The 16,338-nt window shown below is 57.4% G+C and carries 16 protein-coding genes and 2 pseudogenes; 5 read left to right on the top strand and 13 right to left on the bottom strand.

Annotated elements, in window-relative coordinates:
* Nucleotides 1-79: 79 nt before the first annotated feature.
* Nucleotides 80-751, top strand: a pseudogene (locus TU74_RS25090) (PAS domain-containing protein); the annotation flags it as partial.
* 117 nt (nt 752-868) lie between these two features.
* A pseudogene (locus TU74_RS25095) lies at nt 869-1,300 on the top strand (methyl-accepting chemotaxis protein); the annotation flags it as partial.
* Nucleotides 1,301-1,340: 40 nt separating this feature from the next.
* Here TU74_RS25095 and TU74_RS10505 read toward each other — a convergent pair.
* Both TU74_RS10505 and gntR read right to left on the bottom strand, forming a co-directional pair.
* The gene (locus TU74_RS10505; RefSeq protein ID WP_048376398.1) at nt 1,341-1,805 is read right to left on the bottom strand and encodes a hypothetical protein; all 465 of its coding nucleotides are present in this window, start codon (nt 1,803-1,805) and stop codon (nt 1,341-1,343) included.
* Between the two features lie 153 nt (nt 1,806-1,958).
* Nucleotides 1,959-2,990 (bottom strand): HTH-type transcriptional regulator GntR, encoded by a 1,032-nt coding sequence (gene gntR / locus TU74_RS10510; protein ID WP_047277012.1) that lies wholly within the window; start codon nt 2,988-2,990, stop codon nt 1,959-1,961.
* Nucleotides 2,991-3,216: 226 nt separating this feature from the next.
* Between gntR and TU74_RS10515 the strand changes: the two genes are divergently transcribed.
* Together TU74_RS10515 and TU74_RS10520 are read left to right on the top strand one after the other, a co-directional pair.
* On the top strand, nt 3,217-3,750 hold the full coding sequence (locus TU74_RS10515) for a gluconokinase (RefSeq protein ID WP_047277010.1): 534 nt from the start codon (nt 3,217-3,219) through the stop codon (nt 3,748-3,750).
* Nucleotides 3,751-3,835: 85 nt separating this feature from the next.
* A complete protein-coding gene (locus tag TU74_RS10520) occupies nt 3,836-5,188 on the top strand; it encodes a GntP family permease (RefSeq protein ID WP_047277009.1) in 1,353 nt (450 codons plus the stop codon).
* 46 nt (nt 5,189-5,234) lie between these two features.
* On the opposite strand, the gene alaC is transcribed toward TU74_RS10520, so the two are convergent.
* From alaC to TU74_RS10550, 6 genes are all read right to left on the bottom strand, one after another.
* The gene (gene alaC, locus TU74_RS10525) at nt 5,235-6,443 is read right to left on the bottom strand and encodes an alanine transaminase (RefSeq protein WP_047277007.1); all 1,209 of its coding nucleotides are present in this window, start codon (nt 6,441-6,443) and stop codon (nt 5,235-5,237) included.
* 165 nt (nt 6,444-6,608) lie between these two features.
* Nucleotides 6,609-7,112 carry a GNAT family N-acetyltransferase gene (locus TU74_RS10530; RefSeq protein ID WP_047282957.1) on the bottom strand — a complete coding sequence of 168 codons (504 nt, stop codon included), beginning with the start codon at nt 7,110-7,112 and terminating at the stop codon, nt 6,609-6,611.
* A 64-nt stretch (nt 7,113-7,176) separates the two neighbouring features.
* A complete protein-coding gene (gene mddA / locus TU74_RS10535; protein WP_047277005.1) occupies nt 7,177-8,004 on the bottom strand; it encodes a methanethiol S-methyltransferase in 828 nt (275 codons plus the stop codon).
* A 127-nt stretch (nt 8,005-8,131) separates the two neighbouring features.
* A complete protein-coding gene (locus TU74_RS10540; RefSeq protein WP_047277002.1) occupies nt 8,132-9,319 on the bottom strand; it encodes a GAF domain-containing sensor histidine kinase in 1,188 nt (395 codons plus the stop codon).
* 155 nt (nt 9,320-9,474) lie between these two features.
* The gene (locus TU74_RS10545; RefSeq protein WP_047277001.1) at nt 9,475-9,780 is read right to left on the bottom strand and encodes a PepSY domain-containing protein; all 306 of its coding nucleotides are present in this window, start codon (nt 9,778-9,780) and stop codon (nt 9,475-9,477) included.
* A 104-nt stretch (nt 9,781-9,884) separates the two neighbouring features.
* The gene (locus tag TU74_RS10550; RefSeq protein ID WP_047276999.1) at nt 9,885-11,012 is read right to left on the bottom strand and encodes a glycerophosphodiester phosphodiesterase; all 1,128 of its coding nucleotides are present in this window, start codon (nt 11,010-11,012) and stop codon (nt 9,885-9,887) included.
* 233 nt (nt 11,013-11,245) lie between these two features.
* On the opposite strand from TU74_RS10550, the gene TU74_RS10555 reads away from it, so the two are divergent.
* Nucleotides 11,246-11,572, top strand: a complete 327-nt coding sequence (locus TU74_RS10555) for a DUF2025 family protein (protein WP_047276997.1) — start codon at nt 11,246-11,248, stop codon at nt 11,570-11,572.
* Here TU74_RS10555 and TU74_RS10560 read toward each other — a convergent pair.
* From TU74_RS10560 to TU74_RS10580, 5 genes are all read right to left on the bottom strand, one after another.
* A complete protein-coding gene (locus TU74_RS10560; protein ID WP_047281053.1) occupies nt 11,569-12,630 on the bottom strand; it encodes a diguanylate cyclase in 1,062 nt (353 codons plus the stop codon). The two genes, TU74_RS10555 and TU74_RS10560, sit on opposite strands and share 4 nt — an antisense overlap.
* Nucleotides 12,631-13,047: 417 nt before the next feature.
* Nucleotides 13,048-13,365, bottom strand: coding sequence for a helix-turn-helix domain-containing protein (locus TU74_RS10565; RefSeq protein WP_047281052.1), 318 nt, complete (start codon nt 13,363-13,365; stop codon nt 13,048-13,050).
* 253 nt (nt 13,366-13,618) lie between these two features.
* Nucleotides 13,619-14,869 (bottom strand): ribonucleotide-diphosphate reductase subunit beta, encoded by a 1,251-nt coding sequence (locus tag TU74_RS10570; RefSeq protein WP_047276991.1) that lies wholly within the window; start codon nt 14,867-14,869, stop codon nt 13,619-13,621.
* Nucleotides 14,870-15,372: 503 nt separating this feature from the next.
* Nucleotides 15,373-15,630 (bottom strand): hypothetical protein, encoded by a 258-nt coding sequence (locus TU74_RS10575; RefSeq protein ID WP_047276990.1) that lies wholly within the window; start codon nt 15,628-15,630, stop codon nt 15,373-15,375.
* A gap of 115 nt (nt 15,631-15,745) precedes the next feature.
* Nucleotides 15,746-16,009, bottom strand: coding sequence for a DUF2790 domain-containing protein (locus tag TU74_RS10580; protein ID WP_047276988.1), 264 nt, complete (start codon nt 16,007-16,009; stop codon nt 15,746-15,748).
* Nucleotides 16,010-16,338 lie beyond the last annotated feature (329 nt).

A 16,338-nucleotide genomic window follows, 5' to 3' on the forward strand; every position in this document is an offset into this window, starting at 1 on the left:
AGCTGACTTGCTTGAAAATCAACGCCTGAGTTGTTCACTCGAGGAAATGAAGGCCAAGGTAATGGCCATCAGTCGCTCCATGGCCATCATCGAATTTGCCCCCGACGGCACTATTCTCGATGCCAACGATAATTTTTGCCGGGTCATGGGTTATCCCGTCGAAGAGCTACGCGGCAAGCATCACCGCCTATTTTGCGAAGAGCCTTACACCCGAAGCGAAGAGTACGCACGATTTTGGCGCGCGCTGGGTGAGGGCGAAGCCATGAGTGGCACTTACCTGCGACTCGATAAAAGCGGCCGTGAAGTCTGGCTTGAGGCCAGCTATATGCCGATCATTGGCGCCGACAAACAGGTCAGCAGCGTGATCAAAGTGGCGGCGGACATCACGCAACGTATCCACACCGAACATGAGAACGAAAGCATCGTGAACGCCTTGAGTCGTTCCATGGCGCTAATCGAGTTTTCGCCGGACGGTTGCGTAATCAACGCCAATCAGAACTTTCTCAACACCATGCATTATTCGTTGGCAGAGATTGTGGGCCAGCACCATGGCATGTTTTGCACGCCGAGCGAACGAGAGTCGGCGCAGTACAAGGCATTTTGGGCGTCACTCAACCGCGGCGAAGTGCACTCGCGACGATTTGAGCGGCTCGATAAATATGGCCGTCAGGTGTTCCTTGGGGCCTCCTATAACCCGATCTTCGATGCCAAGGGCCGTTTATACAAAGTGGTGAAATTCGCCAGTGATATCACGGCTCAAGTCACCAACCTGCAAACAGCGGCCGAATCAGCCCATGCCACTTCGGTGCAAAACGATGCAAGTGCGCAGAAAGGTTCTGAGGTGGTTCAGCAAACGGTGCAAATCATCGAGGCCATCTCCCAGGACCTGAACGAGGCAGCGCAGAGCATCGATGCGGTCAGCAAGCAATCGGACAGCATCGGCAAGATTGTGCAAACAATTCGCAGCATCGCCGATCAGACCAACTTGCTGGCACTCAATGCGGCCATTGAAGCGGCGCGTGCCGGAGAGCATGGGCGGGGTTTTGCCGTGGTGGCCGATGAGGTCAGAAGCCTGGCCGCGCGCACCAGTGCGGCAACTGTGGAAATAGTAGAAGTGGTGCGCAAGAACCACGACTTGTCCCTTAATGCCGTCAACAGCATGCAATCGAGTCTGAGCCGAACAGGATTGGGCGTTGAACTGGCCAATGAAGCCGGGGTGGCGATTCTGGAGATTCAGCAAGGCTCCAGGCACGTGGTAGACGCTATCAGCCAGTTCAACGCCACGTTGCAGTTGCACTAACCGGTCTTTCACATTGCCTGTCAGCGATGACAGGCAAGCGCTAAACCTGCTCTTCTTGTTTGTGTCGGGCACTTTCAGCGTGTTTGAGGGCTTCTTTGTGTTGCATCAAATCGCTGATTTTGTCGTTGATCGCTTGCTGCTTTTCGGGCGGCATGGCTTTTACGTCGTCCTCGGTCAGGCCCATTTCCTTCAAAAACTGTTCACGAATGCGCTCCGCCACAGGCGTGTCCATGTAGTCCTTGAAGGCTTGGGTGGCAGTTCCTTGGGTGGCAGCGGTTTCAGGCACGCTGGCCTGCAACAGCACGCGGGTTTTGGCGAAGGCGGCGTTGACGTTATCGGCCTGAGCATTGCCGGCCGCCGACGTCGGCGTGGCTTGAATATTGGTCAGCGGCTGGCTGTTTTGCAGTTGACCGTTGTACAGCGCGCTGGCGGCCCCTGTGACAGGGTCCAGGTCCGGGCGCTGGGTCTTCAGGAGGGTCGAGGTGTTTTGCGCAGTAACTAGCATGCGTGAGCCCTGTTCAAATCGTCGATAGCCACTTATCGAGCAATTAGCATGCCGGGCACGCTCACCCCCGTCCCGCGCGGGGCCTGGCGGTCAACGGCAAGGCCGGGCGGAGAAACCTTGCCGCCCGCTTGCCGCTTTTGGGCCGGTTAAGGATTAACTGCTTTCGCGCACCATCAATTCAAACCCCATGTCTTGCACAGGATTGGCGACTCGATTACCCGCCATCAGGGTCAGCATTTGTTCCGCCGCACGACGGCCAATGGCTTCGCGAGGCGTGCGAATGCTGCTGAGCCGCGGCACCATAAACTCGGAAGAGGGCAGGTCGTTGAACCCCAGCATGGCGATTTGTTCAGGGATTTTGATCCCGAACCGCGCCGCTTCCAGCAAGGCGCCGTGGGCAAGGTCGTCATTGCCGAAGAAAATGGCATCCACCTGCGGGTGTGCGGCTATCAACTGCAAGAACAACTCGCCACCCAGCCCCACGGATGAAGGGCGTGGCGTCAGCACCTCAAGGTCCGGGTTGTAAAGGCCGACGGCTTGCAGCGCGCGCCGATAGCCTTCACCGCGCAGCAAGGTGCGTTGGTCGAGTTGTGCCCCTATATAAGCCAGGTGTTGACGGCCGCTGGAAATCAAATGGTGCGCGGCGGTCTCGCCCGCTTCCAACTGGGAGAACCCTACGCAGTTCAGTCCGGCGCCCGCGTCCAGTTCCATCATGTACACGCAGGGCACATTGCTGGACTCGATCATGCGCCGTGAGCTTTCAGAGCGATCGAACCCGGTCAGCAGCAGCCCGCGCGGCTGGTACGCCATGTAGTTGCGCAGCAGGTCTTCTTCTTCGTCACGCGAGTAATGGAAGTTGCCGATCAAGACTTCAAAACCCTTGGGCCGTAATACCGAATGGATGGCTTCGAGGGTGTCGATAAACAGCAGGTTGGACAACGACGGGACTAAAACCACCACCGAATGGCTCTGGGCCGAGGCCAAGGCACGTGCCGCGGGGTTGACCACGTAGTTCAGGTCGGCGGCGGCTTGGCGCACTTTTTCGGCCAGTTCGGTGGCCACACTGCTGATGCCGCGCAATGCGCGCGAGGCTGTAATAGGGCTGACGCCTGCCAGTCGGGCGACTTCATTGAGGGTCGGGCGGCCCGTTGTGCGGGTATTTTTATCGTTTTTGACGGAGGTCATCGCGGCTTGCCAAACAAAAAACAAGCCACTAAGGTAGCGCTGTCCACGGATGCCCGCAATTGCCTGATTGTCGGCACTCCGGTTACCCCAGCTTTGTATGTCGAGAGCGTCACCGCGTCTCCCCACAAAAATGAGAAATAGACGTCGGTAGCCCCGGCTTTGTGCTTTGCTTTCAGGTACTGAACGCACGGACAAAGACAGCGCTGTCTACGGACTGAGGTGTTTCATGAGTCAACCTATCACTGCCCTGGTCATCATGGGTGTTGCCGGCTGCGGCAAATCCAGCGTGAGCCAGGCATTGTGCCTGCTCAATGGCGCGACCCCGATTGAGGGTGACGCGTTTCACCCCGCGGCCAACATTGCCAAGATGAGTGCCGGGATCCCCCTGACCGACGACGACCGTGCCGGATGGCTGGCCAGCCTGGCAGACGAGTTGCGCCTTGCCGTTGAGCGGGGCCAGCGCCCGGTATTGACCTGCTCGGCGCTCAAGTTGCGTTATCGCGAGCGTCTGCGCAGCGCCGTCGACGGTTTGGGCTTCGTGTTCCTTGAGTTGACGCCCGAAGTAGCGGCAGATCGGGTGGCTCATCGCCCCGGGCATTTCATGCCCAAAACCCTGATTGACAGCCAGTTCGCTGCCCTTGAATCGCCGGTCAATGAACCTCTGGTGTTGACCCTGAACGCGGCCACCCATGACATCGATGAGCTGGCGTCTCAGGCCCGCGATTGGTGGCATGAACATTCGTTGCAGACAACCCCATGATTTTGCATAAAAAAGACAGCGCTATCCGACTCATCCCCGGCTGCACATTCGCGCCCGATAACAACAACAAGCCAGGAGACGCCCCATGCTAGGCATGTCCCAGAACACCTTTCTACTGCTTGACGCTGTCGTCACCATCATCGGGTTGATCGTGTTGATCACCCGGTTCAAGCTACACCCGTTTATCGCGTTGATTATTGCCTCGGCGTTCCTCGGCCTGACCTCGGGCATGCCTACGGACAAAATCATCAAGTCTTTCCAGGACGGGTTCGGTGGCGTGCTGGGCTTTGTCGGCATCATCCTCGCGCTGGGCACCATGCTCGGCAAAATGATGGCCGACTCAGGCGGGGCCGATCAGATCGCCCGCACCCTGATTCGCGCGTTCGGTAAAGAGCGCGTGCAGTGGGCGATGATGTTCGCTGCGTTCCTGGTGGGCATTCCGCTGTTTTTCGAGATCGGTTTTGTCCTGCTGATTCCGTTGGTGTTCATCGTGGCGCGCCGCACCGGCGTGTCGTTGATCAAGATCGGCATTCCGCTGCTGGCCGGTTTGTCTGCCGTCCATGGCCTGGTGCCTCCGCATCCGGGACCGTTGCTGGCCATTGGGGTCTTTGGCGCAGACATCGGTAAGACCATTCTGTATGGCCTGATCGTTGCCTTGCCGACGGCCATCATCGCGGGGCCGATCTACGGCAGCTTTATCTCCAAGTACATTCCCGGCAACCCGTCCCAGGAACTGGTGGATCAACTGGCCAGCGAGCCGGAATCCAGCAGCCTGCCGAGTTTCGGCATCACGCTGGCCACGGTGTTGCTGCCGGTGTTCCTGATGTTGCTCAAGACCTTTGCCGACGTGGCGTTGCCCGACGGTAACTTCTTCCGCGGCTGGATGGACATGATCGGCCACCCGATCACCGCGCTGTTGCTGGCCTTGCTGCTGTCGCTGTACACCTTTGGCGCGCGTCAGGGCATCGACTCCAAGCGCATCCTCAAATTACTGGACGCGAGCCTGGCGCCGACGGCGGCGATCATTTTGATCATTGGTGCTGGCGGTGGTTTCAAGCAAATGCTGGTGGCCAGCGGTGTGGGCGACGTGATCGGTCACATGGCGGTGAATGCGCAAATTTCGCCGATTCTACTGGCGTGGCTGGTGGCGGCGGTGATTCGGATTGCGACCGGTTCCGCGACCGTTGCAACCATCACCGGCGCAGGCATTGTGCTGCCGGTGGTGGACTTGATTCCGGGCGTGAACCGCGAGCTGCTGGTGCTGGCGACGGGCGCAGGTTCGTTGATCCTGTCCCATGTGAACGATGCGGGGTTCTGGCTGGTCAAGCAGTACTTCAACATGACCGTGGCTGAAACATTCAAAACCTGGACCGCGATGGAAACCATTCTGTCGGTGGTCGGTTTGATCTTCATCCTGCTGCTGTCGCTGGTGGTTTAAACCCCAGCCCCCGCCGGCGCGAATGCGTTCGCACCGGCGGGGTCTTTCAGTTGGCGCTCACGCCATCTGCACGGAACATGGCGCGAATGCCGCGCACCGCCTGACGAATTCGATCCTGATTTTCGATCAGCGCAAAGCGCACATGGTCATCGCCATATTCACCAAATCCTACGCCCGGTGAGACGCAGACTTTGGCGTCCGCTAGCAGCTTCTTGGCAAATTCCAGCGACCCCATAGACGCGTAGGCCTCAGGGATCTTGGCCCACACATACATGGACGCTTTCGGGTTTTCGACCATCCAGCCCAGCTCATGCAGCCCTTTGACCAGTACGTTACGGCGCTGGCGGTACTGCTCGGCAATGTCTTTCACGCACTGTTGATCGCCTTCCAGGGCAGCAATGGCGGCGACTTGCAACGGTGTGAAGGTGCCGTAGTCGTGGTAGCTCTTGATGCGCGCCAGCGCGCTGACCAGTTCGGCATTACCCACCATGAAACCAATGCGCCAGCCTGCCATGTTGTAGCTTTTTGACAGGGTGAAAAACTCCACGGCGATGTCTTTTGCCCCCGGCACTTGCATGATCGAAGGGGCCTTCCAGCCGTCGTACACGATGTCAGCGTAGGCCAGGTCGTGCACCACCAGCACGTCATATTGTTTGGCCAGCGCCACCACGCGCTCGAAGAAATCCAGCTCAACGCACTGCGCGGTGGGATTGGACGGGAAGCCCAGAATCATCATTTTTGGCTTGGGAATCGATCCGCGGATGGCTTTTTCCAGCTCGGCGAAAAAGTCTACGCCGGGAATCAGCGGCACTGACCGCACTTGCGCGCCCGCGATGACAGCCCCGTAGATGTGGATCGGATAGCTGGGGTTGGGCACGAGCACCGTGTCGCCCTGATCCAGCGTGGCCAGCATCAAATGCGCGAGGCCTTCCTTGGAACCGATGGTGACAATGGCTTCGTCTTCAGGGTCGATGTCGACGTTGTAGCGATCGGCATACCAGCGGGAAATAGCCCGGCGCAGGCGTGGGATGCCGCGCGAAGTGGAGTAGCCATGGGTGTCTTCGCGTTGTGCGACCGTGCAGAGTTTTTCAACGATGTGCGGCGGTGTCGGGCCGTCAGGGTTGCCCATGCTGAAGTCGATAATGTCTTCGCCACGGCGCCGCGCAGCCATTTTCAGCTCGGCGGTGATGTTGAACACATACGGGGGGAGTCGATCGATGCGCGCAAAGCGGCGCGGCGAACCTTGGTCTGCCATGTTGGCCTCTGATACGTAAGCGCCCGGAACCGTCCGAGCGACGTGAACCACTGCGGTGGTCCGGGCCAAACAATAAGGTCGATGGTGGCCTTTTGTCTAGGGGCTGTCAGCGGCGATTTTCGATGAGACGCGATGATTCTGTTCTGGCATGTGAGGGCGATGCCTTTAACCCGCTTGCTGGCTCGCCAAGGGGGGGGGCAGCGCCAAGGTCAAACACCGCTCGCCCTGATACGCCTCACCCCCTTCAATCCAGCCCTGGCCCTTGTAAAAATGCAGGGCTGACGTGTTGAACGGGCTGACGGAGAGCATCAGTTGGTTGATCTCTGGCCAGTAACCGTGCAGTTGCCGGGCTAACAGGTTGAGGCAGGTTTTGCCGATCCCTTGGCCCTGAAGGCGTTTGTCGACCTGAAACGCATGCACGGTGGCGCTGCCCGGTTCGGCCCAATGCGCCAGCAGCGGTGCGCGCTTGAGTAGTAAAAATGCCACGGGCAGGTCATCGCCCAGCAGCACGAACCCTTTGATACCGGCATGTGGGGTAGCCGGCAGAGAGTACAGGGCGCATTCAATGTCGCCGCAGTAGGGGAGCTGCTCCGGATGGACGTTGATGGCACGCAGTTGCTGGCGTTGTTCAGCCGTCAGGTCATCGTAAGTGCAAAGGCGGGTAAGCATGGCGAGGTCTGTCATGGCGCAATGGAAGAGCTCACAGGTGAGCGTTAAAGCGGTGCGCCAGTGTCTACTCATCTTCGCTGCAAATACATCCTTTTTGCGGGCTCAAGACCGGGAGTTTTCTGCGACCGACAAACGGGATGAGCCTGCCGATGCGTTGTTGGTAACGCCGGTAGGGATCGCCAAACAGCACCAGCAGATCTTTTTCCTCAAGTCGGCTGCCAATCACGATATACAGCGTGCAGGTCACGGCGAACACCAGTCGCCCGACGGTCATGTGCGGCGTCGCCCAGAAGGCCATCAGAAAACCGGCATACATCGGGTGCCGCACGACTCTGTACAGAAGCGGGGTTTTGAAAGAGGTATCGGGTGCTTTTAACCGCAGAACAGTGTCCAGTGCCTGCTTGATGCCGAACAGTTCAAGGTGGCTGATCAGAAACGTAGCCACCAGTACCAGAGCCCAGCCCAGCCAATACACCCCTGTCAGCAGGGCGACGGCCAAAGGGGACTCGATGCGCCACACGGTGATGCTGACCGGTTGCCACAGCCAGATCATCAGCGCCAGCACCGCACTGCTGAACAGCACATAGGTTGCGCGTTCAATCGGTGCCGGCACGAACCTGAGCCACCAGTGTTTGAAGGTTTTGCGCGCCATACCGCTGTGTTGAATGGCGAACAGGGTAATCAGCAGCACATCGATCCCGATTGCCCATGGCCAGGGTACCCGGCTGACGGCGGTATCGATGCCTTTAGGGACGCCAATCGAGCTGAGAAAGCCGATGAAGTAGATAAAGACCAACAGAAAGAGCGCGTAACTCAGAAGGCTGTAGGCCAAAGCGGCAAGTTTGCCCGCGAGGGTGGAAATGGACGATTCCAAGCGTGTATTGCCGTGCATGATCGACTCCTTTCGAACAGGGCAAAGTACCTACCATAGCCCAGCGTAGACGCCTCAAGCTGCCATTGGTCGTTTCGAAAAGATGCCGTGTTTAATGTACTGACCTCTCCTGCACAGGAACACACCCTCAGCGCCGTGCGCCTAACGGCAGGTGGAAAGCAAAGACGGTGCCGTGTTCTTCACAGGAGGACACTTCAATATGGCCGCCGTGCGATTGAGCGATCTGGCTGGCGATGTACAGTCCCAATCCCAGCCCGGCTTGTGGCGTGTCATTGGCGGGGCGTGAGTAGGGCTGAAACAGCTGTGCCTGGACGTGGGGCGGAATCGGGTTGCCCTGGTTGGTTACTTTCAGAGTGAAGAGGTCATCGTTCACTTGGGCCTGCACTTCGACCACCCCGTGGGTTGCGCCATGGTTGATGGCATTGGCCAGCAAGTTGGACAGCAATTGCGCCAATCGACCGCTGTCACAATGCAGCCCATCAATGGGGCCGATGTCTGCCTCAATCTGGCGCTGCGGGTGAACACTTTGGACTTCCGAGATGACATGGGTAAAAACGTCATTGAGGTCGGCAGAGTCATGCAGTGTCAATGGAATACCGGCCCCCAGGCGCCCTCGGGCAAAGTCCAGTACATCTTCAACCAGCCGTGCGGCACGTCGGCCGCTGGTCAGAATGTGCTGCACCAGATGATCGGATGCCGGGTTAGGGTGTTTGCGTAGCAGTCGTTCGGCGGCGGTGGTAATGGCGAACAGCGGGTTACGCAAGTCATGGCCCAGCACGGCAATAAACTGCTCGCGCAACTCGGCGGTTTCACGTTCCAGAAGTAGCGCGGTTTCGGTGCGTTGCTGGTGTTCTTCGGCGTCCATTTGCAACGAGATCAGTCGAGCGAACGACTCCAGCGTGGTCTGGATGGTGCTGCTTTTGAGTGTCGCGGGTTCAGGGTCCAGCGCGCAGATGGTGCCGAAAAATCTGCCGTCGGTACGGAATACCGGCACCGTGATGTAGCTTTCGAAACGGTACAACTTAGGGGTGTGATGGTTCTGGTAGTGCGGGTCTGTACTGACGTTATCGATAATGATCGGCTGATGCGACCCCATGCTTTCAAAACACAAGGTGGTGGCCAAATCCAGTTCGCCGCCGGGTTTTAACCCGAACCCGAGTTTGTCGAGCACGGCACACGCCGTCCAGCTGGTGGCGGTCACGCGGGCGATGGCCGCGAATCGCATGCCGGTCATTTCACTGATGACTTGCAACATGGCCGGCACTGCACTGATGCGATTGATCGTTGCGATGTCAGTTTCTACGCCTTGCACCATGGATCGGGGTCTCGGTTGAACGGGGTAGGGGCAATTTTAGCGAGAACTCGCTTATGCGCTACAACTGAGGCGATATTTTATAAAAAGAGTGGACGCCGACATAAAAAAACCGCGCCACTCTAGAAGAGGGCGCGGTTATTTATTAAACGCTTAACTCAGGTGTCTTGTTTATTCTTCAATACGTCGCCCGTTTTGGCGTCCAGTTCAACATCCCACTTAAGGCCCTGGGCGTCACGCATTTCAACTTCATACACCAACTTGCCGTATGAGTCATCAAGTTCGGTATCCAGAATAGTGGCCCCCTTATGTTGGGCCAGCGCCTTTGCATTCAGCGTTTCAAAAGAGGTGATTTCACCCTTCTTGAGCAATTCGGGAATGTGGTCCGGACGAACATCGGCTTGAGCCAGACCGGCAGTCAGTGTCAGGGCAGCAGTGGCAAACAATACGCTAAGTGCTTTCATGTTTAATTCCTCTTGGGTGAGCTGTTTAAGTGGGGCCAGATTAAACATCGCAACTTAACTCACCCTTAATTTCTGCCCTGAAACTGAAGAAAGCCTCAAATCGATCAGTAACCGTTCTTTTCGAGCAATTGGTTAACCGTTAACGGCGCCGGGCGTTGATAGAACTTCAGCAGCTCGGAGGCGCGGTTGGTAAAGATGCCGTCTACGCCAGATTGCATGACATGCTTGAAGTCCGCCGGTTCATCAATGGTGTACACGTGTACCAGCATGCCCTTGTCGTGGGTCGCTGTGTTCATCCAGGGCTGGACCAGGTCGAAGTAGCTCTGATCGCCACCGGCCGCCAGCGCAGCCGAAGGCCCCGTACCGATGGCCCCGTGGGCTTTGGCAAAGTCCAGCCAGCGTAGGAACTCGGCTTTATCCTTGGGTTGCTGTTTGGCGTAATAGGCGGCTTTATCTTTCTCGCCAGAGTCGGCAAAACTCACGTCGGAGTTGGGCGCCATGCCACCTTCACCGACCCATAACAGCAAGATTTTAGGGGTGTCGGGCATTTCTTTTTGCAGCAGTTCAAGGCTGCTTTTCTCAAAGGTTTGCAGGATGACGCGGCCTTTGCCCTGACCCACGCCTGGTTCGCCGCTGACCGTGGTGACAGGTTGCAGCCAGCCGCGCTTGCTCAGCGCGTTTTTAAGGTCATGTTCAAGGCCCGGGAACTGCTTGGGCTCCTTGGTCTCGATGTACAAACCGGGTGTGTGCTGAGGGCTGGCCTCGGCGATGTCGATGATTTCATCCAGGGTCAGGATTTGCAGACCCTTATAAGACGGGCGAGCGCGCTCAGGGTAGGCCGCGTTGAACCAGCTGCCCGCATCCAGGGTTTTCAGCTCGGCCATGGTGAAGGCGTTGGCCGGGCTGTCTTTGCGCTCCGGGAATTTTGTCGCGACGTCGGTGGTGCGCAACAGGCTGTTGTCATGCAAGGCAAACAACACACCGTCTTTACTGCGCTGCAGATCCATTTCCAGGTAATCGGCACCCAGGTCGCGGGCAACGGTGTACGCCGCTGCCGTGGATTCAGGGGCGTCGAATGATGCGCCGCGATGGGCGATAACGGCCGGCCGCGGGATGCCCTGAGCCTTGGCCAGTTCCGCTTGAGCCGTGTCAGACGGGCGGGCGGCGTGTGCGCCGCTCATGCCCAGCAACAGGCTGAGGAGCAGGGCGCTTTTGCCAAAAATATCCGGCATGGGGTGAGTTCCTTTCGATCGGTAAAATTAAGGGCGTCTTTTTAACAACTGACAGCCTCGGGGGCTATCGAGAACCCGACATAAATGTGCGTGAGGGGCAATTTGCTGCGCTTTTAAGGTGTGATCTGCAGTATTCTGGCGCGCAACAGCGTCCCCGGCAGAGGGAACACACCTTCATCCTTGCGTGTAAACCATCGTCCTAGAGCCTTTAGCGCTCATTAGTGAGGTTTACCATGCGCATCACGTCTGAACTGATCTGCCAGGCCGCCGATCAACTTAACGGCTTCGTTGGTTTCAATCGTAAGACAGGCCAGCACATTGTCCGTTTTAGTGAAGATTCCTTCGGGATGGACGTCGCCGACGACAACATCACCCCCACCAGCGAATTTGTCTGGCAAGCCGGGGATGCCGACACCATGACCCTCAAGCGTGAGCTGGTTCAGTTGCTGCTGGATCAAAACATCGATGATCGGCTCAACATCACCGAGCCGTTGCGTGTGTATATGCGCAGGCAAGATATTCCTGAGATCAGTGCCGTACGACGTTGCGTTACCCCCTAGGCGGGGTCCGGAAACACCTCGGCCGCAGCCACGCTGATTTTGTTGCGGCCGGTGTTTTTGGCGATATACAGCGCTTTGTCGGCTTCGTTGAGCCACAGGGAGGCATCGTTGAAATCGGCGCGGTATGACGCCAGCCCGATGCTCAAGCTGACCCGCAACGCCGGGTCATTGTCATGCAGGTCGTTGCAGAAAACTTGGCGCAGTCGCTCCATGATGTCTTGCGCCTGCTCCAGGGTGCGGTCGGGGAGGATGACGCAAAACTCGTCCCCGCCATAACGCCCCGCCAGGTCCTCGGCCCTCAGGTTGTCCTTGAGTTGTTTGCTGAATTGGCGCAACACGCTGTCGCCGACGATATGTCCGTACGTGTCATTGATGCGCTTGAAATGGTCGATATCAATCAAGGCCAGCGTCGCGCGTGAGTTATTTTTCCGGCACTGCTCAAAGCTGAGCTGTAAGAGGTCTTTCCACGAACCGTGGTTTAACAGTCCGGTCAGGCTGTCGGTACGGCTGAGGGCACTGAGGGTGCGTTTGTGTTCGGCCAGTTTGATGGCCAGCCGATAACAGACCATGCCCACCGCAAACGGGTAGAGCGTCAGCATGGGCAAGCAGGCGTAGATCTGCAGGGGCGTGATGGTCGTGCTGAAGGCCACGCCCAATAACCCCCAAGAAATCAGCACACCGGCCAGTTGGGCCACTGCGCCACGAAGCAGCATTTTTTGGCCACCCGCTGCGACGTTATTCATGATCATCATCGACAGGATGGTCACCGTGGGTAACGGATTGAACTGCATGCTCGCGGCCCAAAACCCGCCCCACAACGAATCGATCAGCATATTGCGGCGCTCGGCCTGAAACGGATACGCCGAGCGTGTCGAGAGCCGCAGGGCCAAGTGTGGCCAGATGAACCCGTTGAATAGCAACAAACCCCATAGCCAGGCAGGCGGGTCGAGCGGATAAAGAGTGGCCATTACGCTAAAACAGCCAATGCCTAACCCAATGATGCGTGGCACATAGATGCGTTTGGCGAATGACAGGCCTTTGCCTCTTTTATTGTCCATGGCGTGGTCTACGAAAAAGGGTGGTTCAACGGGTGCTGGATCAGGTATATGCCGCGCGGGCTTTATGCACTTCAGATCAAGATTGTTCAAGCGTAGCTGCTGAACGTTTCTCAAGGGCATCATTTCAGGGCTGGGTAGCGGAGTGCTAAGGCAGGGGTCAGAAAAACAGCGATTGACGGTCTTTCGTGCTCAACGCGCACAGGGTGAGCTTTTTCGGTTGATGGGCCTGGTGCGTTGGATAGCTTCCGTGTCTGCCCCTGTCATCAGACGAGACTGGGTATTCCCATGCCCCCTCTTTGGTGATTCACAACGTCACGCTGGAGCTGGCCTTCCCTGGCCAGTACGCGCGGTTGGATCGGATGCCTGCCCACGCCAGGCAGCATGGCTGGCGTGGCGTTGAACCTGTATCGCCCGGTGTTACTCGATCATGGCGTAATCGCCGCGACCGATCGGGTTCGGGGTAGTGCCGCGAATGTTCTCGCCTCTGCCGGGAGCGAAACCCGGAAAGAACACCAGTCCTTCAGCCTCAAGGCGGTGAGCTAGGGCCAGCAGGGTGACGTCGCGAATCGGTTCGCCGGACTCAAAGCGTTTAATGGCCCCTACCGAAACACGGGACGCTTCGCTCAGTCGTTCAAAGCTCCAGCCCAGCATTTCGCGTGCCTGAGCGCAGTGCAACGGGGTGAATTGGTTGAGTACGATTTGCTCAAGCGTATTGCGCATCGCTGAGTTCGACATGGGGATTCTCCGGGGCTGGGTCTATGCTTGAAAAAGTACTGTGTTTTTATACAGTTGTTTCAAGCGTGGATCAAATCCATTTTTTTGATCTGTTCCCGCCGTGAGATCCCGACCCAACCCCTTGATGTGAGCCGATGTGCCCAAGCCGTGATCTGTCGAATATTTCGATTGAATTGGCGACGTTTGCCCGGCCACAAAAAAAGGCTGCCCGTGGGGGCAGCCTTTCAAGGTCAGCGTTTAACCGCGCCGGGCATCAGTCCCAGCTCAGTGCGCCGCCCGTTTGGTACTCGATCACGCGGGTCTCGAAGAAGTTTTTCTCTTTCTTCAAGTCCATGATTTCGCTCATCCACGGGAACGGGTTGGTCGTGCCCGGATACTCTTCTTTCAAGCCGATTTGCGACAGGCGGCGGTTGGCGATGAACTTGAGGTAGTCCTCCATCATCGCTGCGTTCATGCCCAACACACCGCGCGGCATGGTGTCACGGGCGTATTCGATTTCCAGCTGCGTGCCTTGCAGGATCATCTGCGAGGCTTCTTCCTTCATCTCGGCATCCCACAGGTGCGGGTTTTCGATTTTGATCTGGTTGATCACGTCGATGCCGAAGTTCAGGTGCATCGACTCGTCGCGCAGGATGTACTGGAACTGCTCGGCAACCCCGGTCATCTTGTTGCGGCGGCCCATCGACAGGATCTGGGTGAAGCCGCAGTAGAAGAAGATGCCTTCCAGCACACAGTAGTAAGCGATCAGGTTGCGCAGCAGTTCCTTGTCGGTTTCTACGGTGCCGGTTTCGAACTTCGGATCAGAGATCGAACGGGTGTACTTCAAGCCCCACGTGGCCTTTTTGGCGACCGAAGGAATCTCGTGGTACATGTTGAAGATCTCGCCTTCATCCATGGCCAGCGATTCGATGCAGTACTGATAGGCGTGGGTGTGGATCGCCTCTTCGAACGCCTGGCGCAGGATGTACTGGCGGCATTCCGGGTTGGTGATCAAACGGTACACGGCCAGGACCAGGTTGTTGGCAACCAGCGAGTCGGCGGTGGAGAAGAAGCCCAGGTTGCGCATCACGATGCGGCGTTCGTCGTCGGTCAGGCCTTCCGGGTTTTTCCAGAGGGCGATGTCGGCGGTCATGTTGACTTCTTGCGGCATCCAGTGGTTTGCGCAGCCGTCGAGGTACTTCTGCCAGGCCCAGTCGTACTTGAACGGCACGAGCTGGTTAAGGTCGGCGCGGCAGTTGATCATCATCTTTTCATCAACGGCTACACGAGCGCTGGCGCCTTCGAGCTCGGCCAGGCCTTCAGCGATATCAAGGTTGTCCAGTGCGGCCTTGGCACGCTTGATGGCCTCGGAGTCACTGGCCGTGACAGCGCGAGCCTCAAGTGCCGCAACGCCGCCAGCGGTGTCCAGGCGGTCCATGTTGGCTTCGGTTGCGTGACCGGCATTGGCGCCTTTGACGGCGACTTCGCCTTCATCTTCTTTATCGAATTCGTCCCAGCTCAGCATGACGTGTCGTCTCCTGCGTGAGGGCCTGACGCCCGTGTGATAACGCTTAATGGTTGAGTTGTCACACGGCCATTGGCCGCTTGGATCTAAGAAATGTTGCTTGCAGCAGCGGTAAGCGCACGCAAAAACATGAATGTATTCGTAGGGTTGGCCCGCTGTCGCTGAGGGGATGCAGTGGTTTGTGCATCGCAGCCTGGCCTTGGGCCGGAGCAGCGTGGGTTTATAACCCGGGAAGGGGATATATCAAGCCCTTTTGACGGCGGGAGTATACGGGTTTTGTACAGGGTATTTCAGCCAGTTTTTTTCCGCGGATGCGACGAAATGCCCTGATTTTAGGGTGGACTTGGGCGAGGCCGCGGCTGGGCGAGGGTTTGCCGCAGGCAGATTATTTTTGCGTGGGTCTTGCCGGGGTGTGTGCAGGGCGAGGTGAGGCCGGGAGGGGGGGGGTTGCCGTTCGGGGGGACTAAGCCCGGTCGAAACCGGGCGTTAAGTCACTCGCGGTGTCAGCTCAAGCGATGACCCTGGGTGCGGTCATAGCCATCTTCGGCGAAAGAGGCCGAGCGGGTGTTGTCGTAACCGTCTTCGGCAAAGGAGGCCGAGCGGGTGTTGTCGTAACCATCTTCGGCAAAAGAGGCCGAACGGGTGTTGTCATAACCGTCTTCAGCATAAGTGGCTGAATGAGTGCGGGTGTAACCGTCTGCTGCAAAGGCAGCACTTGCCAGTACCGATAGACTAAAAGCCAATATCAGCGAGCGTTTCATGTACGAGTGTCCTGAGTGGTGACTGGCGGGCATTAACGCAACACGTATATAACCTTGTGTGCCGTTAAAGTTGCGCCCTGAATAAATAAGTAGGGGTTTAACTTAAAACAGTAAGTTAGCCGTTAGAGCAGCCATTACCCATGACGCGGTACTCCAGGGTGTGCTGCATACCGTGGGAGTCTTCGTACACCATTTGTGCGGGCACTACTTCGCACACGTTAGGCACTTCAGTCATGGAAATAACTTTGGCAATGTCCAGTTCGGAAGAGTAGGAGTAGTGTTCAACGGCAGGTTGCTGGCTGGAAACCGGGGTGTTTGATTCATCCGCCATGGCGGTTAAACACACACTGCTGAGGGCCAGAACTAACAACGCTTTCATTTCAGGGTTACCTGTTTTTGGTCGAGTGGGGTCACGTAGCCCTTATGAGGCCACGTGTGAAACTTGATGAGTTAAGTGCGACTGAACGTGCCTTCGTGGGGGCTGTAACTTGCGTTAATCGCGGTGCCTTGGTTGGCGAGAGGAATTTTATGCCTGCGCCGGGCCTGCATATAGAGGGCGTTTTGATAAAGACTGTTGACAGATTCTGCAACAATCGCCGAAAACAGCAGGGCAAGGCAGTCTGGCGGCGCGGCTTTTGACGGGGAGGTGCGCTGTAAGTGGCGAGCTTGAGCCTTCTTGATAAATATGACGTTTTTTAAGCAGGTTTC

Origin of the sequence: Pseudomonas lundensis, assembly GCF_001042985.1 — a bacterium.
GTDB classification, from domain to species: domain Bacteria; phylum Pseudomonadota; class Gammaproteobacteria; order Pseudomonadales; family Pseudomonadaceae; genus Aquipseudomonas; species Aquipseudomonas lundensis.

Coding starts and splice junctions, on each gene's coding strand:
- TU74_RS10505 (WP_048376398.1), bottom strand. CDS start 1,805: ATGCTAGTTACTGCGCAAAACACCTCGACCCTCCTGAAGACCCAGCGC.
- gntR (WP_047277012.1), bottom strand. CDS start 2,990: ATGACCTCCGTCAAAAACGATAAAAATACCCGCACAACGGGCCGCCCG.
- TU74_RS10515 (WP_047277010.1), top strand. CDS start 3,217: ATGAGTCAACCTATCACTGCCCTGGTCATCATGGGTGTTGCCGGCTGC.
- TU74_RS10520 (WP_047277009.1), top strand. CDS start 3,836: ATGCTAGGCATGTCCCAGAACACCTTTCTACTGCTTGACGCTGTCGTC.
- alaC (WP_047277007.1), bottom strand. CDS start 6,443: ATGGCAGACCAAGGTTCGCCGCGCCGCTTTGCGCGCATCGATCGACTC.
- TU74_RS10530 (WP_047282957.1), bottom strand. CDS start 7,112: ATGCTTACCCGCCTTTGCACTTACGATGACCTGACGGCTGAACAACGC.
- mddA (WP_047277005.1), bottom strand. CDS start 8,004: ATGCACGGCAATACACGCTTGGAATCGTCCATTTCCACCCTCGCGGGC.
- TU74_RS10540 (WP_047277002.1), bottom strand. CDS start 9,319: ATGGTGCAAGGCGTAGAAACTGACATCGCAACGATCAATCGCATCAGT.
- TU74_RS10545 (WP_047277001.1), bottom strand. CDS start 9,780: ATGAAAGCACTTAGCGTATTGTTTGCCACTGCTGCCCTGACACTGACT.
- TU74_RS10550 (WP_047276999.1), bottom strand. CDS start 11,012: ATGCCGGATATTTTTGGCAAAAGCGCCCTGCTCCTCAGCCTGTTGCTG.
- TU74_RS10555 (WP_047276997.1), top strand. CDS start 11,246: ATGCGCATCACGTCTGAACTGATCTGCCAGGCCGCCGATCAACTTAAC.
- TU74_RS10560 (WP_047281053.1), bottom strand. CDS start 12,630: ATGGACAATAAAAGAGGCAAAGGCCTGTCATTCGCCAAACGCATCTAT.
- TU74_RS10565 (WP_047281052.1), bottom strand. CDS start 13,365: ATGTCGAACTCAGCGATGCGCAATACGCTTGAGCAAATCGTACTCAAC.
- TU74_RS10570 (WP_047276991.1), bottom strand. CDS start 14,869: ATGCTGAGCTGGGACGAATTCGATAAAGAAGATGAAGGCGAAGTCGCC.
- TU74_RS10575 (WP_047276990.1), bottom strand. CDS start 15,630: ATGAAACGCTCGCTGATATTGGCTTTTAGTCTATCGGTACTGGCAAGT.
- TU74_RS10580 (WP_047276988.1), bottom strand. CDS start 16,009: ATGAAAGCGTTGTTAGTTCTGGCCCTCAGCAGTGTGTGTTTAACCGCC.